Here is a 23,471-nt window from a genome sequence, read left to right as displayed (position 1 = left end):
GCGCGGGATGGATGATGACCGTGCCACCCATGGGCCGAACAAACAGCCGTTTTGTAGATGGGTCTCATCCTCAGGGCTTCCTCGCCGCAAGCATGCGGAATGTGGGTCCGGACCACACCAGTCCGACCGGATATGAGGTGATGCAGTGAGCTGCAGAAATCTTCGGAAGCCAATCCTCGCCCGGAACACGGTCGGCGCGCTGCGCTACGCATGGCTCCGCGCGCCGCCCTCGCACCGTGCCAACCTCACTCAAGCCAATCGAAAGGCCTTGACTCACAAATCCCCATATGAGGGTGGGTAGAGCGAAGCGAAACCCACCATTCACGCCGCGCGTGACCAGCGCCGATGGGTTTCGCTTCGCTCTACCCATCCTACGGCACTGCGGTCGTCGGGAACCCGTTGCATCCCCCGCCCTACATAGGTCAAATGTCGCTTCCTCGGGATCATCGGCAGCGGTAATTCCACCTCACGAACAACAGCAACAAACGTCACGGGAGCGACGGCACGATGGAAAAAGGTATCTTTGAAGGCTTGAAGGTTCTGGATTGCGCGAGCTTCATTGCCGCGCCGGCGGCCGCGACCGTGCTGTCCGACTTCGGCGCCGACGTGATCAAGATCGAGCCGCCCGGGGTCGGCGATCCCTACCGCAATTTGCCGAACCTGCCCGGCTATCCCCATACCGAGCATAATTTCGCCTGGCTCCTGGAAGCGCGCAACAAGAAGAGCCTGGCGCTCGACCTCACCAAGCCGGAGGCGCAGGCGGTGCTGTACAAGCTCGTCGCGGAGGCCGACGTCTTCATCACCAACATGCCGCCGCAGGTGCGCGCCAAGCTCGGCATCACCTATGACCATCTCGCTCATCTCAACGACCGCCTGATCTACGCCTCCTTCACCGGCTATGGCGAAAAGGGCGAGGAAGCCAACAAGCCGGGCTTCGACAGCAACGCCTATTGGGCGCGTTCCGGCCTGATGGACCTGGTGCGCGCGGATGAGGACACCACGCCGGCACGCTCCGTCGCCGGCATGGGCGACCACCCCTGCGCGATGGCCTTCTACGGCGCGATCGTCACCGCGCTGTTCAAGCGCGAGCGCACCGGCAAAGGCTCGCATGTCTCGACCAATCTGATGGCGAATGGTGTCTGGGCCAACAGCGTGCTGGCGCAGGCCAAACTTTGCGGCGCGAAATTCTCCAAGCGCAAGCCGCGTGAAGAGGCGCTGAATGCGGTGACCAACCACTACAAGTGCAGGGACAGCCGCTGGATCATCCTGTCCCTGCTCAACGAGGAGCGGCAATGGCCGACGCTGGCGCGCTGCCTCGGCCGCGAGGACCTCGTCGCCGACGAGCGCTTCGCCACCAAGGCCGGCCGCCATGCGCGCTCGGTCGAACTGATCAAGATCCTCGATGAAGTCTTCGCGACCAAGGACCTTGCCGAATGGCGCAAGATCCTCGACGGCAATGGCCTCGTGTTCGGCGTGGTCGGCATCCTCGACGACATCCCGACCGACAAGCAGATGATCGAGAACGAGGTGCTGGTGCGGTTCGAGAACGACACCATGCTGACCGTCAACAGCCCGATCTTCATTAACGGCGAGAAGAAAGTGCAGCCGCGCAAGCCGCCGGAAGTCGGCGAGCACTCTGACGAGATCCTGCGACAGGCGGGATATGACGAGGCCGCGATCAAGAAGCTGCGCGCTGCCGGTGCGGTGGCGTAAATTAAGCACCCACCTTTCCCTTCTCCCCTTGTGGGAGAAGGTGGCGCGCATGAAATGCGCGCCGGATGAGGGGTTCTCTCCACGGGCGATGGTGCTTGTGGAGACAACCCCTCACCCAAGCGAGTTCGTTGTCAACGCCGGAGCAGCCCTCTCCCACAAGGGGCGAGGGCACATCAACGAACTATGGCGCAGCAATCAGCGGCTGAGCCACGCCCAGACGATGCCGGCTGCGATAGCGGCGACAATGATGGTGACGGCGATCGCCCATGTGCTGACGCGGACGGCGCCGATCATCTGCCGTTCGGCCTCGTTCTCGGCGATCTCGCGGTTGCGCTGCTTGTCGTCGGATGCGCTCATGGGCAGCCTCCGATGAACAGCATACCATGGTTTACGGGCTTTTGATGAAGCACATGCCCATCCGCGAAGTTTTGCCGGCGGCCTGGCAGGCGAGACCCTCGGCGCAGGTCCAGCTGCGGAAACTGCGGTCGTTGTCCGCGGCTTTTGCGCTTTGCTGATAGCAATGGGCGCCCCAGCCGTCCTCATACTCGGTGCCGGCGAGCTCTGTGCTGCTGCGTAGCTGCGGGCGATTGGAGAAACCGCGGGACAAATCCGGCTGCGCGCCGCGGGCGAACGCGGCGAGGATGTCGCGGCGGCGGACCTGGTCGCCGACGAAATGCGGCGAGGCCGGCACCACGGTCGTATTCGACGGCTTGGCCGCCATCCAGTCGACGCCGGGGAAATGGAACCCGCCGATGCCACGGCTCTGATGGCAGCCGGCACAGGTGATATCGTTCAGCCTGCGCTCGAAGCCGGCGACCGAGCGGATGTTCTGCAGCCTGATGCCGTCTTCCGCCGCCTTCTTCAACGCACCGACGACGTCGTTGTCATCGAATGCAGCCACGCTGCTTTCATCCCGCATCATCCCATATTCGGGCTGCAGGTCCGACAGGTCGAAGCCGACCGGTGTCGGTGCGATCGCAGCTCTGGCGAGGAATTTGTCCGGGATCAGGATCGTGCCGCGATCGAGCTCGGCGAAATGCCTGGGATCGAGCAGCCAGCTCTTGAACTCGCGCTTCAGGTCCTCATCGGCCAGGATGCGATCGCGGTCGATCTGGTTTTCCAGCGGCGCTTCCTCAAAACGCCCGGTGTCGTGGTTGAAGTTGAACACCTTAAGGAGATAGTCGGTGCGGAAATCGCGCGTTGGCGACTTCGGCACGTGGGCGATCTGCAGGTTGGTCTCGATCTGCTCGATATTCTGGTAGCCGATCAAATCGAGCGGGCCATCCTTGCCGGTGAGCTTTTCAAGTGCGCCCTCGCCCGCCGAGGAGACGTCGCCGACCGCAAGCCAGCGGCGCGCGATCTCGCGGCAGGTGATCGCGACACCGTTGCGGTCGCGTGCGCCCTCGCCCTTTGCCCTCAAGACCAGATTGAGCGTCATCGGCAGCCGCTGCGAGACCGCGTTCTCACCGATCACGGGCGCATCGACGCGCGTCGATCGGTAGATCAGGCGGATCTCGCCGCAGCTTTCGGGCGAGACATAGGCGCGGTCCATCCGGTTGACGATGCCGGCCAGCACGAAGCGCGTTCCGGCGGAGTAGAGCTGCGCGCGATCGAACAGCTGGAAAGCGAAGCTGTCGCCGACGCCGATGGATTCGTTCGGAAGCTCCTGCTTGTGCTTCGCGACGTAGCGATCGAACTCACGATCGAGCGCAGCGCGGATCGGCGCCATCGACGGCAGCGCGAACAGTTCTGCGTCGTCGAGCGGAAGATCGGCGGGGCGCTGCGGCGACAGCATGCGGCCGAGACCGAACCTGCCGCGATCGAGATCACGGAGCGCTGATGGATCAGTGATCGCGGTGCCCCGTTCCAGCGCCTTATCCTGCGCGGCACGCGCCGCCAGGGCGCCACACAACAGGGCGAGCAGGATCACAAGAAGACGCAGCACACGGCTCATGCCCCACTAACACCGTGCGGCGCGGCGTATTCAAGTCAAAAGCCGCCTCACATCGCGGTGAGAGGCTTCACCTCTCCCGCTTGTGGGAGAGGTCGGATTGCATCGCCAGATGCGATCCGGGTGAGGGTTCTCTCCACATGAAGGGTCTCGCCGGCGGCGGCAGCCCCACCCCAGCCCTCCCCGGAAGCGGGAAAGGGCGCGCAGCACCCATTGTGGATGCTGCTCGATTTCATCTCATTGCACTTCAGCGCGCGACGATCAGGCCCTTGCTGGTGACGACCACCCAGCGGCCGTCCTGGCGGCGGATCGCATCGACGCGGCCGAGGCCGGGGACGGGATCGCCAGCATAGACCTCGTAGAGGCCGCGGCGGCTTTGGATCAACGCACCGCCATGCAGCACCCAGCCTTCCACGGTCGGCAGACGGCCGACCTCGGGCTTTGGAGCCGCTGCAGCCGCTGTGGCCGCCGGCGGCGTCACGCTGCCGGTCACATCCCTGGCCGCGGCGGGCTGAGCCGCGGCGACGGAGGCCGGTGCGGCTGCAGCGGCCTTCAGCTTCTCGACAATCTCGCTGAGCTTGGCGAGTTTCGCAGCCGGCTCGGCCTGCGCCTTCTCGAGCTTGTCGAGTCGGTCGCTGGTCTTGTTGAACTGGCTCGTTCCCGTCTTGGAGGCGTGCTCGAGCCCGGCCTTCAGCGCGACGACATCGGCATCGATGCGCGCGATCGAGGCTTCGAGCGCGACGTCCTTCGGCGGAGGAGCTGCTGCCGTCGCGGGCTTCGTGTAAAAGCCGAGACCCGCCGTGGCGAGCGCGCCGCCGATGGCGCCGGCCACGGTCGCGAGCACGACGACCGCCGCCATCGCGGCGAAGCGGCGCTTGCCCGACGCTGCCGGCTTCTCGTCGTTGGCGGGGTTGGCGGCCACACCTTCGTCATCCCAGATGCGGTCACCGGGCGACATGATCATGAGCTTGCCGGGGCTTCGGGGCGCTTCTGCTGCGGCCGGCTCGCTCCCGGTCGGCTCCACCTTGGTCGCTTCCGCCTTGATCGCCTCGAACTTGGGAGTGTCAGACTTCGGCGCTTCAAAGTTGGGCGCCTCGAATTTGGGAGCGTCCGCTTTGGGCGACGTCTCTTCCTGGTTGGCTGCGATCTCCGGTGCTTTCATATCGGCTGAAGACGCGGACGCCGACACGGGTTCGCTTGCGGGGGACGGAGCGGCCGCCCCGGCGCCGCTCGCTCCGGCTTCAGCTTGGGTCGGGGCAGGCTCTTGCTCACTCACGTTCAAAGTCTCCAGATTAGGTTGACGATTTGGTAACTTTTATTGCTTGCGAAATCGTTACTGGCAGGAGGGCTTACCGAAATTTAAGGAACTTTCCGGGCCATCACGACCTGCAGACTGTCAGGCAGATGACGTCATTTTTGAGGAAGGCTGGATGAACCGGACATGACCGGACGGCGGCGCGCCGCCGCGCGAGTCCGGAATCTATTCTACCACCCGCGCCCGCGGCCCGATGGATTCTCTGATGTGCAATTGCACGTCATAGTTCGATGCTTCGCATCGCCCCGGAGTGACGGGTGTCTACATCACAACCGGCGTGTCCGGCAGTTCGTTCGGTCCGCCCTGCGAGGGAAAGTGCCTCGCAAGCTCGCGCGAGACGGCCTCGACGCCCTTGAGCACGCCCTGCTCGAAGTGGCCGGCACGGAAATCTTCTTCCATCGTGCGACAAATCGCCTCCCAACCTTCCGCGCCCACCTTGGCGTGGATGCCGCGGTCCGCGACGATCTCGACGTCGCGGTCGGCGAGCAAGAGGTAGATCAGGACGCCGTTATTGTGTGCGGTATCCCAGATACGCAAATGCGCGAAGACATCGAGCGCGCGCTCGCGCGCCGGCTGGTTGCGCAACAAGGGCACGCCGTCGAGCGCGCCTTCGACGACGAAGCGGATCTGGCCGGAATGGGTGGCTTCGCCGGCCTTGATCGCCTGCTCGATCGCGTCGAGCACGCGCGGCGGAAACAGCTGTCGCAGCCGCCAGCGGTGTTCGATGAGGTGCCTGCCGATGCGCCGGATGTCCATGCTACCAGCTCCCCGATGCGCCGCCGCCGCCAAAGCTGCCACCCCTGCCGCTGAAGCCGCCGCTGTCGCGCGAGCGGCCGCCGCCGGACCAGGAGCCGCCATGGCCGCCACCTGGCCAGCCGCCGCGGCGATAGCCGCCCGGACCACCCCAACCCCAGCTGCCGGCGAACAAAGTGATGACGACACCGATGATCGCAAGCAGCACGGCGGCCGCAAATGAACCCGCAAGCAGCCAGGCGAAAAAGCCGACGATGCCGCCGGTGGCGGCGGCGCCGAGCAGCCGGCCCAGCATGGTACGCAGAAACGAGCCCAGCACGAAGATGCCGACAATAACGAACGGATTGAACGGATCGATCTGGTTGAAGACGTTAGGCGCCTGCCAATGCTCGGGCTCCGGCGCCGGCAACTGCTCGCCGTCGATCAGGCGGATCATCCGGCTGACGCCGGCCGCGACACCGCCCGCAAAATCACCGGACTTGAACTTCGGCGCGATGACCTCGTCGATGATGCGCCTTGTGGTGGCATCCGTGAGCACGCCTTCGAGGCCATAACCGACCTCGATGCGCAGATGTCGGTCGTCCTTGGCGATGACGAGCAATGCGCCGTCATCGATCTTCCTGCGGCCGATCTTCCAGGCTTCAGCGACGCGGATCGAGAACTGCTCGATGGTCTCTTCGCCCGTGGTCGGCACGATCAGCACGGCGATCTGGCTGCCCTTGCGTTTCTCAAGGTCCTCGAGCGTCTGCGTCAACGAGGCGATCTCGCTCGACGACAGCGTGCCGGTCTCGTCGACAACGCGGCCGGTGAGCGGCGGCACCGCAATTTCGGCGAAGGCCGGAAAAATCCAGCCCACCAGCAGCGCAAGCAGGATGGCGCGTGCAGCGTTCATCGGAAGCGGATCGCGCGTTGGACTATTTCGCCGGCGATGGCGATGGCGACGGGTTGAAGTCGACCTTCGGCGCGACCGAAATTTCCTTCTCGTTCTCGACCGTAAAGTTCGGCTTCTCCTTGTAGCTGAACAGCATCGCGGTCAGGTTGGTCGGGAAGGTGCGGATGCCGACATTATAGTCCTGCACCGACTTGATATAGCGGTTGCGCGCCACCGTGATGCGGTTCTCGGTGCCTTCGAGCTGCGACACCAGGTCACGGAACAGCGCATCGGACTTGAGCTGCGGATAATTCTCGGTGACGACCAGAAGCCGCGACAGCGCGCCGGTGAGTTCGCCCTGCGCCTGCGTGAACTTCTGGAATGCGGCAGGATCGTTCAGCACCTCCGGCGTCGCCTGGATGCTGCCGACCTTGGCGCGCGCGTTGGTGACGCCGAGCAGCACGTCCTTCTCCTGCTGCGCAAAGCCTTTCACGGTATTGACGAGGTTGGGCACGAGATCGGCGCGGCGCTGATACTGGTTGACCACTTCCGACCAGCTCGACTTGACCTGCTCGTCGTTGGTCTGGATCGCGTTGTAGCCGCAATTGGTCAGGCTCAATGTCGCCAGCGCCGCCAGCACGCTCCAAAATTTCCGCATCGCAATTCTCCCGGTCTGCTTTGCAGCGCCAGAGTACCAGATCGGTCGCGGCCGACTGCACATTTTTCGTCATTCCGGGGCGTGCGTAGCACGAACCCGGAATCCATTTCACCGCGGTGCATGCAGCCGGATGGATTCCGGGCCTGCGCCCAAGAGGGCGCATCCCGGAATGACGAGAGAATGACGAGGGTTTGGGTCAAACTGGAATCAGGCTACAGCCTGGCGGCTGTCGGCGATTTCGCCAGCAGTCACAGCGTTGCCGAGCCCGATCGTCGTGATCAGTTTCAGCATCTCCAACCGTGCGGAGACATGCGACATGGTCGGGCGCGCGCCGAGCGTGAGCTCGTCGAGATCGTCGACGGCTGTGAGCCCGCGCGGGAAGAATTCGCGGAAGATCACGCGTTCGGCGAGGCCATCCACGCAGCGGAACTGCAGCCGATGCGAGAGCTGCTGCAGGCCGTCGCCGACCAGGCGCTTGTTGCGCGAGCCGAGCGCGGACAGGCGATTGCGCAAGACAATCCAGTCGATGGCGCCGTGATGCGCCACGCGGCGGCGGCCGCGCGCTTCCTCGACCATGTCGGCGTAATGGCTGGTGCCGGTAATGTGGAAGGTCTCAGGGTGGACGGTGCCGAGCACGTCGAGATCGACGAAGCTGTCGTTGAGCGGCGTGATCAGGGTGTCGGCCAGTGCATGCGCCATGCGCGACAAATAGTCGTCGTGGCCCGGTGTATCGATGACGACGACATCATAGCGGCCGGCCAGTGTCTCGACAGTCTCCTCAAGCGCCTTGCAGCCTGCCGCCTCCTCTTCCGCAGAAGGATATGCGAGCTGACCGAAACAGAAGTGTTCGGGAATGCCGACGTCGCGCTGCAGGTGCCTGGCCCACGCGCGCCGATTCTCGACCAGGCGAGTGAAGCTGCGTTGCCTCGTGTCGAGATCAATCGTGGCGACCGCTTGGCCCGACTTGATCAGCGCAACCGCCACATGCATGGCGATGGTCGATTTCCCCGACCCACCCTTCTCATTGCCAATAACGATTACGCGAGCGGACATGCCTTCGCCTCTCAAGTTCCAATTGAGTCATCGCTTAGCGCAACTATTGGGCTTGATTCGCGCGAATCCCGCAAGAGTCCGGGGATCTGATTTTGTTGCCGGTTTATCCCGCGACGAATGGCCCCTCGTCATTCCGGGGCAGCCCGCAGGGCTGAGCCCGGAATCCATTTCACCGCTCGCATCTGCTGCACGATGGATTCCGGGCTCGCGCTGCGCGCGCCCCGGAATGACGCATGGGAGGGAGCAGAGCTTAAGATTTCGCCTTGGCGTCCTGGATCGCTTTCCAGATCTTTACCGGCGTCAGCGGGGTGTTGAGCGTGGTGATGCCGAGCTCACTCAGCGCGTCCATCACGCCGTTGGTGATGCAGGGCGGGCCGCCGATCGCACCGGACTCGCCGCAGCCTTTGGCGCCGAGCGGATTGGTCTTGCACGGCGCGGACGGATCGAGCGTGACCCGAATCGGCGGCATGTCGGCCGCGCGGGGCACGCAATAATCCTGATAGGTCGCGGTCAAAAGCTGGCCCTCTTCGCTATAGGCGACGCCCTCATAGAGCGCCTGCCCGATGCCTTGCGCGACGCCGCCGTGAATCTGGCCCGTCACCAGCATCGGGTTGACGGCGATGCCGACGTCGTCAACGGTGGTATAGCGCACCACGCGGGTGACGCCGGTCTCCGGATCGATCTCGACCTCGCAAATGTGCGTGCCGTTCGGCCAGCTCGGCCCGTCGACCTCGCCCTGGCTGTCGACGGAGAGTCGCGCGCCACCTTCCTTCTTGGCGATCTCGAACAGGCTGACGCGCTTGTCGGTGCCGATGACGGTAAGAAAACCGTCGCGATACTCGATGTCCTCGACGGAAGTCTCGAGCAGGTTGGAGGCCTTCTCGCGCGCCTTGTTGATGATGTCGTTAGTCGAGACCGCCACGGCCGTGCCGCCGACGAACAGCGAGCGCGAGCCGACGCTGCCGAAACCGGTGGCAAGGTCGGTGTCGCCCTGGACGACGTCGATCTTGTCGAGGGGAATGCCGAGCGTGTCCGAGATCATCTGGGTGTAGGTGGTTTGCAGCCCCTGCCCCATCGCCATGGTGCCGGAATGCAGGATGATGCGGCCCTCCGCGGTCGCATGCAGGCTGACCTTCTCGGTGTGCGCGCGGCCGCCGGTCCACTCGATATAGCTGGTCAATCCGCGGCCATAGAGCAGACTCTTCTTCTTCGCGGCCTTCTTGCGCGCGGTAAAGCCGTTCCAATCCGCGAGATCGGAGGCGCGCTCGAGCATGTGAGCGAAGGCGCCGGAATCGTAGACCTGGCCGACCGCGTTGGTGTAGGGCAGTTGCGCCGGCTTGATGTAGTTCACCTTTCGGATCGTGCGCGGATCCATGCCGATCTGGCGCGCCGCGGCGTCGAACAGACGCTCGACGATGAACACCGCTTCCGGCCGGCCTGCGCCGCGATAGGCGCCGACCGGCGCGGTGTGGGTCATCACCGACTTCACTTCGAAGTGCACCAGCGGCAGATCGTAAACGCCGGTCTGCACGAACGGCCCCAGCACCAGCGGAATGATGTTGCCCGCGCCGGCCGAATAGGCACCCGTGCCGCCGATCGAGCGCACGCGATAGGCGAGCACGCGGCCCTTGGCATCGAGCGCGAACTCGCCGGTCGAGGTGAGATCGCGGCCATGCGTGCCACCGACGAAATCGTCGGTGCGGTCACCGCGCCAGCGGATCTTCTTGTTCAGCTTGGTGGCGGCATAGGCGACAATGCCGTCCTCCGGATAGAGGTTGGTCTTCTGGCCGAAGCCGCCGCCGATATCGCCGACCAGCACGCGGATACTCTCCTTCGGCCGCTTCAGGACCGCGTCCGCCAGCACGTCGCGGGTCGAACCGGGCGTCTGCGATTGGACATGCAGGATCAGGCGGCCGGTCTTCTTTTCGATCTCGGCAATCGTCGAGCGCGGCTCCATCGCCGACGGCACCAGGCGCTGGCTGACGAGATCGAGCGAGACCACGTGGTCCGCTCTTGCGAAGGCTTCCTCGACCTTGGCGGCGTCGCCATAGCTCATGGCGGCGACGATGTTGTCGGGCGCTTCCGGCCACACCAGCGGCGCGCCGGGCTTGATCGCCTCGACCGGATCGACCACCGAGGGCAGCACCTCGTAATCGACCACGATCGCTTCGGATGCGGTCTGCGCCAGCACGCGAGACGTGGCGACTACAACCGCCACCGGCTCGCCGGCAAAGCGCACCGCTTCATGCGCGAGCAGGCGGCGCGGCGGAACCGTCATCGGCGAGCCGTCCGGCCGCTTGAAGATCGCAAGCGTCGGGATGGTGCCGATATTGTCGGCCACGAGATCGGCGCCGGTATAGACCGCCTCGACGCCCGGCATCTCCCTGGCCGCCTTGGTATCGATCGAGACGATCCTGGCATGTGCATGCGGCGAGCGCAGCACATGCAGCCACAACGCGCCGTCTTCGGGCTTGTCGTCGATGAACTGTCCCTTCCCAATGAGCAGTCTCTGGTCTTCCAAACGCTTGACCGGCTGGCCCGCACCGAAACGCAAATTGCCGGGAAGAATGTTCATCAGTTCGTCCTTCAAAGTCTTCCTGAGATGGTGCGCGTTTTAGCGGATTTTTGCCGCGAGACAACCGATGGCGAACGGGCGCAGATGCGCTATCCCGCCCGCGCATAAGAGCGCGAACCCTTGCTCGCAGAGCGATGACAGGAATTTTATTGCGTGCGGCCGATATCGACGATGTCGACATTGACATCGCGCGTCTCCGAGCCTCGCTTCAGGCTGATCCGCACCGTCTTGCCAGCGCCGATCTGCTCGAGCTGATCAGTCAGGTCCGAGAGGCGGCGGACCGGCTTGCCGTCGGCCGCCGTGATGATGTCGCCGAGATTGCCTGAGGTGAAATCGACGCCGTGGATTCCGGCACGTTCTGCCGGAGAACCGGGCGCCGTGCGCACGATGATCACCCCTTCGGTGCCCAAGCGGGTGGCAACTGCCTCGCTCGCGGCGACAATGCCGATGCCCGGCGTCGGCACCCGGCCATTGCGGATCAGTTCGGGGACCACGCGGTTGACGACGTCGACCGGGACGGCAAAGCCGATGCCGGCATTCGACCCCGATGGCGACAGGATCGCCGTCGTCACGCCGATCAGCCGTCCGGCGGAATCGAGCAGCGGGCCGCCGGAATTGCCGGGATTGATCGCGGTATCGGTCTGGATCACGTTGGCGATCTCGCGCCCGGTGGAGGTCGGAAGTCGGCGTTTGAGCGCGCTGATGATGCCGCTGGACATCGATTGGTCGAGACCGAAGGGATTGCCGATCGCAAACGCAAATTGGCCGACCTTGAGGTCGGACGAACTGCCGATCGCAACCGGCGGCGGCAGCGTGCGCGCGCTCCTGATCCGCAGCACCGCAAGGTCATAATTCGGTGCGGTGCCGACAAGCTCGGCGCGCGCCACCTCGCCCGAGGCAAAGCGGATCGCGACCGTGCTTGCCTGCTGCACGACGTGATTGTTGGTGACGACATGACTGCCACTGTCCCAGATGAATCCGGTCCCTGACGATGCGCCGCCTTCCGATTCCTCGCTGAACGGATTGGCGGCGGACTGCGCCGCCACCTGCACGACCGAAGGCGAGACCCGCTCGAAAATCTCGATATTGGCGCGTTCGGCGTCGGAAAGCGGGCCACGCTGCTCGACAGAGCGGGCGGCCGGGGTTGTCCACGGCGCATTGCGAATGTTGCTGACGGTCAAAGCCGCCATCACGGCCGCAACCACAGCGAGAATAACAAGATAGCGACGATTCATCGGCATCGAATCTCCCCGGCAACAAACGCGACAACTGGCCGGAGGTTTCTAGTGCTTAAAGTCACCACAACGTCGCACCGGATCCCCTTGTTTGAGCATGATCTTTCAGGAAAACCGGCTTCCACCTTTCCGATCATGCTCCTAAAGGGTTTTTCACGCTTGCGGCGCGGTGCCATTTGTCGCGCTGAGGGTTGAAACCCGGCCGCCGCGCGCTAGCTGTTCCATGGTGTAAAGTGTCGGCTGCCCGCTCGGGGGCACGTCCAAGGCCATCGGACCGACGCTTGGACCGGCCCATATCGGTGTTGATCGGAGAGCGGTCATGAACGACAAGATGCGTTTCAATGTCGGATATGCGATTGCGGCGATATTCGGTATCCTGATTGTTCAATATGTCTATGTCAGCGCCAGCAAGATCGCCACGATCCCCTACAGCGAATATCAGCAATTGCTGCGCGAGGGGAAGATCGAGAGCGTCGGCATCTCCGACCGCACCCTTCAGGGCACCTTGAAAGAGCCGCTGCCTGGCGGACAGAAGCAGTTCATCACCACGCGCGTCGATCCGGAGGTCGCGCAACAACTCGAGAAATATAACGTCCGCTTCACCGGGCAGATCGAGAGCACGTTCCTGCGCGATCTTCTCTCATGGGTGATGCCGGTGCTCCTGTTCTTCGGCCTGTGGTGGTTCATCGCCAGGCGCGCCGCAGAAGGGGGAGGCCTCGGCGGCGGGCTGATGGCGATCGGCAAAAGCAAGGCCAAGATCTATGTCGAGGCTGACACCGGCGTGAATTTTGGCGATGTCGCCGGCGTCGACGAAGCCAAGGACGAATTGCGCGAGGTGGTCGATTTCCTGAAGAACCCGACCGACTATGGCCGGCTCGGCGGGCGCATGCCCAAGGGCGTGCTTCTGGTCGGCCCGCCCGGCACCGGCAAGACGCTGCTCGCCAAGGCAGTCGCCGGCGAGGCCAAGGTGCCGTTCTTTTCGATCTCCGGCTCCGAATTCGTCGAGATGTTCGTCGGCGTCGGCGCAGCACGCGTGCGCGACCTGTTCCAGCAGGCGCACCAGAAGGCGCCTGCGATCATCTTCATCGATGAGCTCGATGCGCTCGGTCGCGCCCGCGGCATCGGCCCGTTCGCCGGCGGCCATGACGAAAAGGAGCAGACGCTGAACCAGCTCCTGGTCGAGCTCGACGGCTTCGACTCGCGTTCCGGCCTTGTGATCCTCGCGGCCACCAACCGGCCGGAAATCCTCGATCCCGCGCTGCTTCGCGCCGGCCGCTTCGACCGCCAGGTGCTGGTCGACCGTCCGGACAAGAAGGGACGCACCGACATCCTCAAGGTCCACATCAAGAAGGTGAAGCTTGAATCTGGCGTCGATCCGGAGGCGGTCGCAGCGCTGACGCCGGGATTCACCGGCGCTGATCTCGCCAATCTCGTCAACGAGGCCGCGCTGCTCGCAACGCGCCGCGGCGGCGAGGCCGTCACCATGAGCGACTTCAACAATGCGATCGAGCGCATGGTGGCCGGGCTGGAAAAGCGCAACCGGCTGCTCAACCCGAAGGAGCGCGAAATCGTCGCCTATCACGAGATGGGTCATGCACTGGTGGCGCTGTCGCTGCCGGGCGTCGATCCCGTGCATAAGGTCTCGATCATTCCGCGCGGTGTCGGCGCGCTCGGCTATACCATCCAGCGTCCGATCGAAGATCGCTTCCTGATGACGAAGGAGGAACTGGAGAACAAGATGGCGGTACTGCTCGGCGGCCGCGTCGCCGAGCTGATCGTGTTCGACCATCTCTCCACCGGTGCCGCCGACGACCTGCGGCGGGTGACCGATATCGCCCGCAGCATGGTGACGCGCTATGGCATGTCGGAGAAGCTCGGCAGCATCGCCTATGACCGCGAGCCCGGCAATTTCCTGGCCGGAGCCAACCGGCCCTACCCCACGCCCGAACGCGACTATGCGGAGGAGACCGCGGCCGTCGTCGACCACGAGGTGCGCGCGATCGTCGAGCGTGTGTTCGAGCGCACCCAGGGCATCCTGAACGCGCGCCGCGCGATCCTGGACCGGGCAGCAAAGAAATTGCTGGAGAAGGAGACGCTGGAGCAGAGCGACCTGGAAGCGCTGGTCCGGGAGACGCCGAAGGAGACGTTGCGGGCGGTGTGAGCCCGCGCGCGTCCTTCCTTCTCTCCTTGTGGGAGAAGGTGGCGCGAAGCGCCGGATGAGGGGTTGTCTCCACGAGCGTGTGTGTTCGTGGAGAGAACCCCTCACCCAAGCGAACTCTTGACCGGCGCCGGAGTAGCCCTCTCCCACAAGGGAGAGGGCGCAATAACTGACGCTTACGAGACCAACTCCTGCAGCACGGCCGCCACCACCTTGCGCTGATCGTCCATCAGCGGCGCCTGTGGCGGAATCGGATCGCCGACGTCGTAGCCCTGGATCGCGAGGCCGGCCTTGATGCAGGCGGCGAGGTTGAACCGGGCGAAGGCCTCGTTGATGTGCCAGAGACTTCGTTGCAGCGCCATCGCCTCGTCCCAGCGCGCGCGGCGACAGAGATCATAGAGCTCGACACTCTGCCGCGGGATGATGCAGGCGGGGCCTGCCATCCAGCCCACGCCGCCGATCAGCATCACGGCCGCGGGAATATGGGCGGAGGCCGAGAACACCTTGATGCTGTCGCCGCAGCGGTTCATGATCGAGAGCAGCCGGCCGGTGTTGGTCGAGGCGTCCTTGATGTAGCCGATGCGCGGATGGGCCGCCAAGCGCTCGATGACGTCGAGCGTCAGATCTGAGCGCTGGAATTGCGGATTGGTGTAGATCACCACGGGAATATCGACCGCGTCCGCAATGGCACGGAAGTAGGATTCAACCTGTGCATCCGGCAGCGGAAAATAAGCTTCCAGAATCGCGAGGATGCCGTCGGCGCCGCGCTTCTGATAGGCCTTGGCTTGCGTGACCGCATCCGCCGTCGAGGTCGAAGCGACGCCGGCGACGACCGGCACGCGGCCATTAGCGGCCTCGATGGTCGTATGCACGACCTGCGCGCGTTGCGCATTGTTGAGATAGGCGAATTCGCCGGTCGAGCCGAGCGGCGTCAATCCGTGCACACCCGCCTTGATCAGGTCATCGCACAGCCGGCCCAGCACCTCGCTGCGAATATGGCCGGCGGGATCGAGCGGCGAGACCAGATAGGGAAAGACGCCGTGGAAATCAGCCATGCTTAGACCTCGTGGACGGCGAGACGTAATCGGGATCGTGCGCGAAGGGAAGCGGCGCGCCGCTGCGCAACGCCTCGAGCACCTCAGCGAAATCGGTCCGGGCGCGGAAGCCGAGCAAACGCTCGGCCTTGGCGGGATCGTAGATGCGGCCGATGCTATGCGGCAACCGCCAATTCCGCCTGGCATAGAGCGCGGCAGCGTCCGGGAAATGGCGCGCGATCACGCTGGCTGCGTCCGATTTCAGCGCTTCGGCCTCGGCCGGCACAAAAGGCGGTGGCGCGCTGACGATGAAGATCTCGAAACCCTTGGCCCTGTCGAGCGCCGCCAGATGCGCGTCCGCAGCGTCTTCGACGGTGAGACGGCGATGCAGGAATTCGTTCGCCTTGAGGTTCTCGCCTTCGAGGCCCCGCTCGCTGTCGTCCTCCTCGGGAAAGAAGCGGCTGGTGCGCAGCACGGCGCAGTTCAGCCCGTGCTCCCGGCTATAGACGCGGCACAGTCCCTCCGCCGCAAGCTTGGTCACGCCATAGATGTTGCGCGGCTCCAGCGGCCCCGCCATCTCGTCGAGCCAGACCGCGGCATGTCCCTCGCCTTCCCTGATCGCCTGCGAGATCATCAACGATGTCGTCGAGGTGAAAATGAAACGATCATGCCGCGCCGCAACCGCCGCCTGAAGCAGGTTGAGCGTGCCTGACACGTTGACGTCGATAAAGGCTTGCTGCGAAAAGCGCGCGATATCAGGTTTGTGCAACGCGCCCGCATGGATCACGGCCTCGATGCCGTGATCGGCGAACACCCGCTCGACCACGGCGCAGTCGGCGACCGACCCGACCACGTCAGTCGCTTCGCCCGCGACGATATCGAGGCCGATCACGTGATGGCCGGCTTGCCGTAGTCTCGGCGCAAGGAAGCGCCCCAGCCAGCCGGAGGAACCGGTGAGCAGAATACGCATGGCGATGACGGCTGGCCCCTATCTGAAAACTTTCGCGATCGCCGCCTGCGCATCGCTCTGGATCCGCTTCAGGTGATCCTCTCCGCGAAAGCTTTCGGCGTAGATCTTGTAGACGTCCTCGGTACCCGACGGCCGCGCCGCGAACCAGCCTGAGTCGGTCTCGACCTTGATGCCGCCGAACGATTGGTCGTTGCCCGGCGCCCTGGTCCTGACCGCGCGCACCGGCTCGCCGGCGAGCTCCTTCATGTTGAGTTGCTCGGGGCCGACAGCCTTGAGCGCGCTCTTCTGCTTCGGCGTCGCGGCGACGTCGATGCGCTCATAGAAGGGCACGCCGAGCTCGGCGGTGAGATCGGCAAAGAGCTGGCTCGGATCGCGCCCGGTCCTGGCGATCATCTCCGCCGCAAGCAGCCCCAGGATGATGCCGTCCTTGTCGGTGGTCCACACCGAGCCGTCGCGCTTCAGGAACGAGGCGCCGGCGCTCTCCTCGCCGGCGAAGCCGAACGCGCCGGTGCCAAGCCCCTCGACGAACCATTTGAAGCCGACCGGCGTCTCCACCAGCTTGCGGTTCAGCTTCTTCGCGACGCGGTCGATGATCGAGGAGGAGACGACGGTCTTGCCGATCGCGGCATTCGTGGCCCATTGCGGGCGCTGGCCGAACAGATAGGCGATCGACACCGCGAGGAAGTGGTTCGGGTTCATCAAGCCGTTCGAGCGCGTCACGATGCCATGCCTGTCAGCATCGGTGTCGTTGGCGAACGCGACATCGAACTTCTCGCGCATCTGGATCAGGCTCGCCATCGCGTAAGGCGAGGAGCAATCCATGCGGATCTTGCCATCCCAATCCGCGGTCATGAAGCGGAAGGTCGGATCGACCGCATCGTTCACCACGCTGGCGTTGATCCCGTAACGCTCGATGATCGGCTGCCAGAAATGCACCGCCGCGCCGCCGAGCGGATCGATGCCGATCCTGATGCCGGCGGATTTGACCAGCGCCAGGTCGACCGTGTTGCCGAGCTCGGCGACGTAGGGCGTGATGTAATCATAGAGATGCGTCGACGGCGCCTTGCGCGCGCGGTCGTAAGCCATCCGCGCGACGCCTTTCAACCCGGCTTCCAGATAGCGGTTGGCGTTCTTCTCGATGATACCGGTGACATCGGTATCGGCGGGCCCGCCATGCGGCGGGTTATATTTGTAGCCGCCGTCTTCCGGCGGATTGTGTGACGGCGTGATGACAACGCCATCCGCGAGGCCGGAGGTCTTGCCTTTATTATGGGTCAGGATCGCGTGCGAGATGACCGGCGTCGGCGTATAGCCTCCGCGCTCGTCGATCATGATCTCGACGCCGTTCGCGGCGAACACCTCGACCGCGCTCGCCAGCGCCGGCTCGGCCAGCGCATGGGTGTCGATGCCGATGAAGAGCGGTCCGGTCACCCCGGCCTCGCGGCGATAGTCGCAGATCGCCTGCGTGGTCGCGAGGATATGATCCTCGTTGAAGGAGTTTCGCAGCGAGGAACCGCGATGACCCGACGTGCCGAACGAAACCCGTTGTGTGGCATCAGCAGGATCCGGCTTCGATGCAAAATACGCCGTGACGAGCCGCGGAATGTTCGCAAGCGAAGCAGAATCCACCGGCTTGCCTGCTGCAGGATTTGGTGCAGTCACGTGACCTCTCAGGACCAATTCTATCTTTTGAGACATCACTATACGGGCGAGCCGGTTGCCGGCAAAGCGTTATGCGGCGCGGCTGCAGTTGGCCGCGAACGTGATGGGGGACCCGGTTGAAGCGCTTCCGCGATCCATTCATGAGCAAATTCGAGCGTCTCCGAATAGGCCACCGATCCTTCCCAGCCTCCGGGATCACTGATCCGTCACATTCCCGTATGGTGTCCCGTATGCCGCACCCCTGCGTCTTGCCCGGCAGCGTCACGAAAGGTTAACGTGGATTAACCCACCCGCTGCAGGCTGGAGATGATCGGCGAATTGACCCCGAGAGTTCTGCTCGCGATCGGTTATATCGCCATGACGGCGCCCGCCCTGGCCGAGGACGATCTCGAAGCAGCGCCGGCAGCGCTTACTTTGCAGGTGACCACCGATCCCACGACCACTGAATGCCGCCGGGTTGAAGATCAACCGCCTACGTCGCTTGACTTCCGGTCGCTGCACCGGACCTTCAACGACGATTTCAACGCACATCCGCTGGCGGACGGAAGGTGGGTGCCGCATTATGCCGGAGGCGCGGCGTGGCCCGAGGCACGCTATTGGGGCGGCGACGGCTCCGATTTCAAACGCAAGACCAGCGCCAATGGCGAGCAGCAAATCTATGTCGATCCCCGCTATGGCGGCAGGATGAGCACCCCGCTCGGGCTTGATCCCTTCAAGGTTTACAATGGCGTGCTGTCGATCGTCGCCAGCCGCACGCCGCCGGACCTGAAGCCGGCGCTGTTCGACAGTGAGTACATCTCGGGCCTCCTGACGACGCAGAGCAAGTTCTCGCAAAAATATGGCTATTTCGAAATCCGCGCGAAGATCCCGATCGGCCGCGCCGTGTGGCCGGCGTTCTGGATGCTCGCCGACGACGGCGGCTGGCCCCCGGAAGTCGACGTCGTGGAAGGACGGGGCGAGCGGCCAGGCGATATCGTGATGACGACGCATTGGCGGATTCCGTCGACTCAGCGCATCCAGTCCTGCGGGTTTGATTTCACCTTGCGAGGTGCGGAATCCGAATTCCACAACTACGGTGTGTTGTGGGAAGAGGACCGGCTGATCTATTTCATTGACCGCAAGCCGGTATCCGACATCAGAGTCCCCATAGGATATGATGATCCCATGTACATGATCGTCAATCTTGCGATGGGATCGAAGTTCTTTCTCGGCGTCGGCTTCGTCGATGGCAGTTCGCCCCAAAGCGTCGCCTTCGAGATCGACCGGATCTCAGCCTATCAGATCGATGCCAACCCGACCGGAGAGGCCGATGTTCGGTAGATTTTCGCGCCGGCATTTCGCCAAGCTCGCGGGCATTTCCGCGCTCGGCATGGCGGCGCCCGCAACCGCCGCAGAGAGCAACGCGACGCAGGCTGCGGCCGCCGACCCGCACGCACCCGGCCCGTTTCCCGCCGGCTTTGTCTGGGGCACCGCGACGTCATCTTACCAGATCGAGGGCGCGGTCAACGAGGATGGCCGCGGCCGCTCGATCTGGGACACGTTCAGCCACACGCCAGGCAAGATCGAGGACAGCAGCAATGGCGACCGCGCCAACGAGCACTATCACCGCTACAAGGAAGACGTGGCGCTGATCAGGGACCTCGGCGCAAAGGCCTATCGGTTCTCGATCGCCTGGCCGCGGGTGTTCCCGGAAGGCACGGGTGCACCGAACCCGAAAGGGCTCGACTTCTACAACCGCCTGATCGACGAATTGCTCGCGAACGGCATCGAGCCCTACGCCACGCTCTACCACTGGGACCTGCCGCAAGCGCTGGAGGACCGCGTCGGCGGCTGGCAATCGAGCGAGACGTCAAAGGCGTTCGGCGACTACGCCGCCTATGTGTCGGAGCGCATCACCGACCGGGTGAAGAACATCTTCACCGTCAACGAAGCGGGCCGCTTCGTCAATTTCGGCTATGGCTGGGGCATCGACGCCCCCGGACTCAAATTGCCGACGGCGCAATTGAACCAGGTCCGCCATCACGTCGCCCTCGGCCACGGGCTTGCGGTACAGGCGATCCGCGCCAAGGGACGTGCCGGCACCAAGGTTGGCGTTGCCGAGAACATCGCAGCCTGCGTGCCCGCGATCGCGACGCCGGACAACATCCGTGCCGCCGAGATCGCCACGCGCGAATTGAACGCGGGCTTCCTCGGCGTGATCCTGGAAGGCAAATACACCGAAGGCTTCCTCGAATATGCGGGGGCCAACGCGCCGAAGTTCACGTCCGAGGAACTGAAGATCATCGCTTCGCCGACCGATTTCGTCGGCCTCAACATCTACGCACCGCAATTCTACATCACCGCTTCGGACCGCAAGCCGCACTTCAACGTGCTGCCGTTCCCCGCCTCGTTTCCGCATATGAATTCGGAGTGGCTGCGGATCGGCCCGGAGACGATCTATTGGGCGCCGAGGCTCGCCGCGAAGATCTGGAACATCGAGAATATCTTTATCAGTGAGAACGGCACCTCATCCGAAGACAAGCTTACGGCCGATGGCAAAGTCTATGATCTCGATCGCATCATGTATCTGCGCAACTATTTGGCGCAGCTCCAGCGCGCCACGGCCGAAGGCGTCCCGGTGCGCGGCTACTTCCTCTGGAGCCTGATGGATAACTTCGAATGGATCTTCGGCTACGGGAAGCGCTTCGGGCTTTACCGCGTCGACTTCGAGACGCAAGCCCGCGTCCCGAAACTGAGCGCGGAATTCTATCGCGACGTGTTGGCAAAGAACGCGATCGGGGTTTGAGGCGAACGGCCCCTACACCTCGACCGCGTCAGGTTCCTATCGCATCATCTCATCGCGACCGTGCACCTGCGCCGGCGGCGAGGTCGCCTCGATCGCGGTGAACGGTTCGATGATGCGATAGCTATGTTCGGCATCGGCGGGCACCAGCCAAGAGTCGCCGGGCGCGAGTTTGATCGTCTGTCCCTCCAGCAGCAGTTCGGCACGGCCGGAGATCACATAGCCGACGGTCTCGTATTCGCGTCGGTGCGGCAGGTCGGTTTGCGGCCGCTCATTGTCCCATAAGCGCATAGCAACGCGCTTGCCGGACACCAGATAGGTCTGCCCCATCACGCCCTTCGGCGAGGTCTTTTCCGATACCTTCTTGACGGTGCTGTCGTGCATCGTTGCAGCTCCCGGTTCGTCAATTGCTTCGGTATCAATCGAGCGGCCGACAACCAGTTCCTTTTGATCCGCGTGTTCCCTCGCTTGCATCCGGAACCCGATGGAACACCACGTGCGCGCCGACGTTTTTGAATGAGACGAGCGGATTGCACAGGGACTGGAGGCAGATCGTGACTGACAGCAGGGACATCCGGCATGGCGTCAACGATCCCGTCAGTGGCGTGGACGTGAAACGCAAGTTCAGGGATAATCAAAGCCCGCATGAACGGGCGCAGACCGCCGCCGACGTCCGTTCCGACCCCTCCCCTGTGCCGGAGGAACCGTTCCTGCCGGAAGCGCTGCGGCGACCACCGACCGCTCCGCTCAACGCTCGCACCGGACGCCGCCCGACAAAGTGAATTGAGCACACGGCGCTGTCAGAACACGCCGCTCAATGCCAGCGCTTTGCGGACGTGCTCGAGTTCCTGTTCGTCCGCGACCACATCGAGGATGATGTTGCCGACGCCCAATTCGGCGAAGCTGCGCAGCTTCGCGCCGATCTCGGCATAGCTGCCGACGAGATACGGACAATCTGCCTGGAAGGTCAGGAATGGAAGCAGCCAATAGCCGTTGTCGTGGATCGCGCCATCCTGCTCATCGTCGCCGAGCCGCCGCTTCCAGACGGAATCGGTGTTCTCTATCGTCAGCTTGAACAATTCGCGATTGTCGTCGCTGTCCTGAAATCGACGTTTTGCGGCCCGCCTCGCCTCCTCGCGTCCCTCCCTCGCAAAGATCCCGAAATTCAATCCGGGAGCTCTTATTCCCTGCTCGAGATCTCGCGGGAGCATCTGCATCATCAGGCATTGCATCTCCGCCGCCACGCGGCGGGCATCGTCCGATTGGCCGGCGATCAAAAATTCCGGCATCAAATCCGCCGGCAAGCGTGGCCAGATTTGCAGATCGTTCGTGGTGTAGAACCTGCCGCGAAAACTGAGGGGCCGCGAGCTCGCGAGCAACTGGCGCACCACGGCGATGAACTCGCCAAGCCGTGCATATCGCTCGGCATGGGACCGCTCGTCGCCGAGCCCGTGCAGATCGCTGAGCGCAGTGCCGGTGATCATGTTGAGGTAGACTTTCCGGCCGTAGAGCAGTGCAAAGGAAGAGATCAGCTTCGCCGCGGTGAACGGATGCAGATAGACCGGGTTGACTGCGATCAGCGGCGCGCAGCGTTGCGTGTGCGCGAGGATATGTTGGGCCATTGACCACGGCTCGACGAACACGTCGTTTCCGGCGAACAGCAGGATTCCTTCGAAGCCGCTGCCGTCGGCGAAATGCGCGATCCGCATCAGCTCGTCGGCGTATTTTGCGGGGTCGCGGTTGCGTGAAACGGCAGGGAATACATGAAGCCTGGTTTTGGTCGCCGAACGCTCCGACGATTCACCCGACCGGGATCTGCGCTTGCTCGCGGTCATGCCGCGGAAGCGCCGGACGCAAGCGGCCAGGGGCGGCGCAGCACGGGAAGACCTCCAGCCGTGCCTGTGCCATCCGCGATCGCAAGCCTGTGCATCGGCGAGGGAGAGCTTTGCGTGAAGTGCCAGCGCCGCGGATCATCGGCGATGCCGGGCCCGAAGCCGATACCGATCTTTCGGCCGGAGATCAGCATCGAGAACTGATCGAGCGGCAAGTCGAGCCCGCGGCCTTTCGCCTTGATGTAGGCCTCCTTGAGGGTCCAGTGGTCGAAGAAGCGATCCACAAAGTCGCGCGGTGCAAGATCACGCAGAGCTTCGATTTCGCCAGGAGAGAACATACTGCACGCGACCTCCTGCATGTCTGCCCGTTGGCGAATGCGCTCGACATCCACGCCGACCGCCTGATGAGCGGAAACTATGCACGCCACGCATCCATCAGTGTGGGAAAGGCTGAAATGGACCGTTTCCGCAGTTGCGCCGGCGGCGATAAACGGCCGACCAAAACGATCGGTCGTGAACGACCAGGCGGACGGCACAACCTCAGGCACGAAATTCGACAGCGCGAAGCGCAGCAGCCCATGCGCAAGGACATATTCCCGCTGGTGGCGCCGATGGACGAAGCGTGCAGCACGCTGTCTTTCCATCGACGACAACGTTGCCAGGCACATTTCATAGGCCTGCGGCGTATCGACGACGTCGAGTAATCCGACGCAGAGCTCGATCTTACGACCCGCGATCTGCAGTTGTGGTGAAGCGCGCTGCCCCATCTCTGCTCACCGCGTCGCACAGCAACGAGCGGGCTGCCGGCGAGGTCCGCCGGAAGCGCACGCTGCGAGTTCTAGGTCGGCGTTTCGAACAGACATCCAGGAGCGATACGCGTTCGAACCGCGCATGGCTTTGAGCCTTGCT

At 63.8% G+C, this 23,471-nt stretch carries 21 protein-coding genes; 6 read left to right on the top strand and 15 right to left on the bottom strand.

Annotation, left to right across the window (positions count from 1 at the left end):
* Positions 1-507: 507 nt before the first annotated feature.
* A complete protein-coding gene (locus tag J6497_RS16085) occupies positions 508-1,713 on the top strand; it encodes a CaiB/BaiF CoA transferase family protein (protein WP_225705236.1) in 1,206 nt (401 codons plus the stop codon).
* 195 nt (positions 1,714-1,908) lie between these two features.
* On the opposite strand, the gene J6497_RS16080 is transcribed toward J6497_RS16085, so the two are convergent.
* From J6497_RS16080 to J6497_RS16040, 9 genes are all read right to left on the bottom strand, one after another.
* The gene (locus tag J6497_RS16080) at positions 1,909-2,070 is read right to left on the bottom strand and encodes a hypothetical protein (protein ID WP_225705235.1); all 162 of its coding nucleotides are present in this window, start codon (positions 2,068-2,070) and stop codon (positions 1,909-1,911) included.
* Positions 2,071-2,101: 31 nt separating this feature from the next.
* Positions 2,102-3,667 (bottom strand): hypothetical protein, encoded by a 1,566-nt coding sequence (locus J6497_RS16075; RefSeq protein WP_225705234.1) that lies wholly within the window; start codon positions 3,665-3,667, stop codon positions 2,102-2,104.
* 244 nt (positions 3,668-3,911) lie between these two features.
* Positions 3,912-4,826, bottom strand: a complete 915-nt coding sequence (locus J6497_RS16070) for a hypothetical protein (protein ID WP_225705233.1) — start codon at positions 4,824-4,826, stop codon at positions 3,912-3,914.
* A 414-nt stretch (positions 4,827-5,240) separates the two neighbouring features.
* The gene (locus J6497_RS16065; protein ID WP_225705232.1) at positions 5,241-5,735 is read right to left on the bottom strand and encodes a TPM domain-containing protein; all 495 of its coding nucleotides are present in this window, start codon (positions 5,733-5,735) and stop codon (positions 5,241-5,243) included.
* 1 nt (position 5,736) lies between these two features.
* On the bottom strand, positions 5,737-6,624 hold the full coding sequence (locus J6497_RS16060) for a TPM domain-containing protein (protein ID WP_225705231.1): 888 nt from the start codon (positions 6,622-6,624) through the stop codon (positions 5,737-5,739).
* Between the two features lie 22 nt (positions 6,625-6,646).
* Positions 6,647-7,261 (bottom strand): LemA family protein, encoded by a 615-nt coding sequence (locus J6497_RS16055; protein ID WP_225705230.1) that lies wholly within the window; start codon positions 7,259-7,261, stop codon positions 6,647-6,649.
* A 207-nt stretch (positions 7,262-7,468) separates the two neighbouring features.
* On the bottom strand, positions 7,469-8,314 hold the full coding sequence (locus J6497_RS16050) for a division plane positioning ATPase MipZ (RefSeq protein ID WP_225705229.1): 846 nt from the start codon (positions 8,312-8,314) through the stop codon (positions 7,469-7,471).
* Positions 8,315-8,564: 250 nt separating this feature from the next.
* Positions 8,565-10,889, bottom strand: a complete 2,325-nt coding sequence (locus J6497_RS16045) for a xanthine dehydrogenase family protein molybdopterin-binding subunit (protein ID WP_225705228.1) — start codon at positions 10,887-10,889, stop codon at positions 8,565-8,567.
* 146 nt (positions 10,890-11,035) lie between these two features.
* Complete coding sequence (locus J6497_RS16040) at positions 11,036-12,124, bottom strand: S1C family serine protease (protein ID WP_225705243.1); 1,089 nt, start codon at positions 12,122-12,124, stop codon at positions 11,036-11,038.
* Positions 12,125-12,443: 319 nt separating this feature from the next.
* Here J6497_RS16040 and ftsH point away from each other — a divergent pair, with 319 nt between their 5' ends.
* Positions 12,444-14,285 carry an ATP-dependent zinc metalloprotease FtsH gene (gene ftsH, locus J6497_RS16035; RefSeq protein WP_225705227.1) on the top strand — a complete coding sequence of 614 codons (1,842 nt, stop codon included), beginning with the start codon at positions 12,444-12,446 and terminating at the stop codon, positions 14,283-14,285.
* A gap of 173 nt (positions 14,286-14,458) precedes the next feature.
* Here ftsH and J6497_RS16030 read toward each other — a convergent pair whose 3' ends face one another.
* From J6497_RS16030 to pgm, 3 genes are read right to left on the bottom strand one after another with little or no spacing between them, the layout of a single operon-like run.
* Entirely contained in the window at positions 14,459-15,337 is an 879-nt protein-coding gene (locus J6497_RS16030) for a dihydrodipicolinate synthase family protein (protein WP_225705226.1), read from the bottom strand.
* The gene (locus tag J6497_RS16025) at positions 15,330-16,286 is read right to left on the bottom strand and encodes an NAD-dependent epimerase/dehydratase family protein (protein WP_225705225.1); all 957 of its coding nucleotides are present in this window, start codon (positions 16,284-16,286) and stop codon (positions 15,330-15,332) included. The genes J6497_RS16030 and J6497_RS16025 overlap by 8 nt, the downstream gene beginning before the upstream one ends.
* A gap of 18 nt (positions 16,287-16,304) precedes the next feature.
* Entirely contained in the window at positions 16,305-17,948 is a 1,644-nt protein-coding gene (gene pgm / locus J6497_RS16020) for a phosphoglucomutase (alpha-D-glucose-1,6-bisphosphate-dependent) (protein ID WP_225705224.1), read from the bottom strand.
* Between the two features lie 306 nt (positions 17,949-18,254).
* Here pgm and J6497_RS16015 point away from each other — a divergent pair, with 306 nt between their 5' ends.
* Together J6497_RS16015 and J6497_RS16010 are read left to right on the top strand one after the other, a co-directional pair.
* The gene (locus J6497_RS16015) at positions 18,255-19,268 is read left to right on the top strand and encodes a glycoside hydrolase family 16 protein (protein WP_225705223.1); all 1,014 of its coding nucleotides are present in this window, start codon (positions 18,255-18,257) and stop codon (positions 19,266-19,268) included.
* Positions 19,258-20,733: a GH1 family beta-glucosidase gene (locus tag J6497_RS16010; RefSeq protein WP_225705222.1), complete on the top strand. Its 1,476-nt coding sequence runs from the start codon at positions 19,258-19,260 to the stop codon at positions 20,731-20,733. The genes J6497_RS16015 and J6497_RS16010 overlap by 11 nt, the downstream gene beginning before the upstream one ends.
* Positions 20,734-20,769: 36 nt before the next feature.
* On the opposite strand, the gene J6497_RS16005 is transcribed toward J6497_RS16010, so the two are convergent.
* On the bottom strand, positions 20,770-21,114 hold the full coding sequence (locus tag J6497_RS16005) for a cupin domain-containing protein (protein WP_225705221.1): 345 nt from the start codon (positions 21,112-21,114) through the stop codon (positions 20,770-20,772).
* 170 nt (positions 21,115-21,284) lie between these two features.
* Between J6497_RS16005 and J6497_RS16000 the strand changes: the two genes are divergently transcribed.
* Positions 21,285-21,512, top strand: coding sequence for a hypothetical protein (locus tag J6497_RS16000; RefSeq protein WP_225705220.1), 228 nt, complete (start codon positions 21,285-21,287; stop codon positions 21,510-21,512).
* Between the two features lie 18 nt (positions 21,513-21,530).
* Here the strand turns inward: J6497_RS16000 and J6497_RS15995 are convergent, their stop codons facing one another.
* Entirely contained in the window at positions 21,531-22,565 is a 1,035-nt protein-coding gene (locus J6497_RS15995; protein WP_225705219.1) for an LLM class flavin-dependent oxidoreductase, read from the bottom strand.
* The gene (locus tag J6497_RS15990) at positions 22,562-22,921 is read right to left on the bottom strand and encodes a 4'-phosphopantetheinyl transferase superfamily protein (RefSeq protein WP_376708217.1); all 360 of its coding nucleotides are present in this window, start codon (positions 22,919-22,921) and stop codon (positions 22,562-22,564) included. The genes J6497_RS15995 and J6497_RS15990 overlap by 4 nt, the downstream gene beginning before the upstream one ends.
* Here J6497_RS15990 and J6497_RS15985 point away from each other — a divergent pair.
* Entirely contained in the window at positions 22,826-23,266 is a 441-nt protein-coding gene (locus J6497_RS15985) for a hypothetical protein (protein ID WP_225705244.1), read from the top strand. The two genes, J6497_RS15990 and J6497_RS15985, sit on opposite strands and share 96 nt — an antisense overlap.
* The last annotated feature ends 205 nt before the right edge of the window (positions 23,267-23,471 follow it).

Origin of the sequence: Bradyrhizobium cenepequi, assembly GCF_020329485.1 — a bacterium.
Taxonomy (GTDB): Bacteria; Pseudomonadota; Alphaproteobacteria; order Rhizobiales; family Xanthobacteraceae; genus Bradyrhizobium; species Bradyrhizobium cenepequi.
The sequence above is the reverse complement of the archived record's forward strand: the minus strand, read 5'-3'. Positions and strand labels throughout refer to the sequence as shown.

What these genes read in the sequence shown, in the direction of transcription:
- J6497_RS16065 (WP_225705232.1), bottom strand. Translation starts at nt 5,735, where the DNA reads ATGGACATCCGGCGCATCGGCAGGCACCTCATCGAACACCGCTGGCGG.
- J6497_RS16045 (WP_225705228.1), bottom strand. Translation starts at nt 10,889, where the DNA reads ATGAACATTCTTCCCGGCAATTTGCGTTTCGGTGCGGGCCAGCCGGTC.
- J6497_RS15995 (WP_225705219.1), bottom strand. Translation starts at nt 22,565, where the DNA reads ATGACCGCGAGCAAGCGCAGATCCCGGTCGGGTGAATCGTCGGAGCGT.
- J6497_RS16075 (WP_225705234.1), bottom strand. Translation starts at nt 3,667, where the DNA reads ATGAGCCGTGTGCTGCGTCTTCTTGTGATCCTGCTCGCCCTGTTGTGT.
- J6497_RS16040 (WP_225705243.1), bottom strand. Translation starts at nt 12,124, where the DNA reads ATGAATCGTCGCTATCTTGTTATTCTCGCTGTGGTTGCGGCCGTGATG.
- J6497_RS16015 (WP_225705223.1), top strand. Translation starts at nt 18,255, where the DNA reads ATGATCGGCGAATTGACCCCGAGAGTTCTGCTCGCGATCGGTTATATC.
- J6497_RS16030 (WP_225705226.1), bottom strand. Translation starts at nt 15,337, where the DNA reads ATGGCTGATTTCCACGGCGTCTTTCCCTATCTGGTCTCGCCGCTCGAT.
- J6497_RS16050 (WP_225705229.1), bottom strand. Translation starts at nt 8,314, where the DNA reads ATGTCCGCTCGCGTAATCGTTATTGGCAATGAGAAGGGTGGGTCGGGG.
- J6497_RS16055 (WP_225705230.1), bottom strand. Translation starts at nt 7,261, where the DNA reads ATGCGGAAATTTTGGAGCGTGCTGGCGGCGCTGGCGACATTGAGCCTG.
- J6497_RS16025 (WP_225705225.1), bottom strand. Translation starts at nt 16,286, where the DNA reads ATGCGTATTCTGCTCACCGGTTCCTCCGGCTGGCTGGGGCGCTTCCTT.
- J6497_RS16010 (WP_225705222.1), top strand. Translation starts at nt 19,258, where the DNA reads ATGTTCGGTAGATTTTCGCGCCGGCATTTCGCCAAGCTCGCGGGCATT.
- J6497_RS15990 (WP_376708217.1), bottom strand. Translation starts at nt 22,921, where the DNA reads ATGCAGGAGGTCGCGTGCAGTATGTTCTCTCCTGGCGAAATCGAAGCT.
- J6497_RS16005 (WP_225705221.1), bottom strand. Translation starts at nt 21,114, where the DNA reads ATGCACGACAGCACCGTCAAGAAGGTATCGGAAAAGACCTCGCCGAAG.
- J6497_RS16060 (WP_225705231.1), bottom strand. Translation starts at nt 6,624, where the DNA reads ATGAACGCTGCACGCGCCATCCTGCTTGCGCTGCTGGTGGGCTGGATT.
- J6497_RS16070 (WP_225705233.1), bottom strand. Translation starts at nt 4,826, where the DNA reads ATGAAAGCACCGGAGATCGCAGCCAACCAGGAAGAGACGTCGCCCAAA.
- J6497_RS16080 (WP_225705235.1), bottom strand. Translation starts at nt 2,070, where the DNA reads ATGAGCGCATCCGACGACAAGCAGCGCAACCGCGAGATCGCCGAGAAC.
- ftsH (WP_225705227.1), top strand. Translation starts at nt 12,444, where the DNA reads ATGAACGACAAGATGCGTTTCAATGTCGGATATGCGATTGCGGCGATA.
- J6497_RS16085 (WP_225705236.1), top strand. Translation starts at nt 508, where the DNA reads ATGGAAAAAGGTATCTTTGAAGGCTTGAAGGTTCTGGATTGCGCGAGC.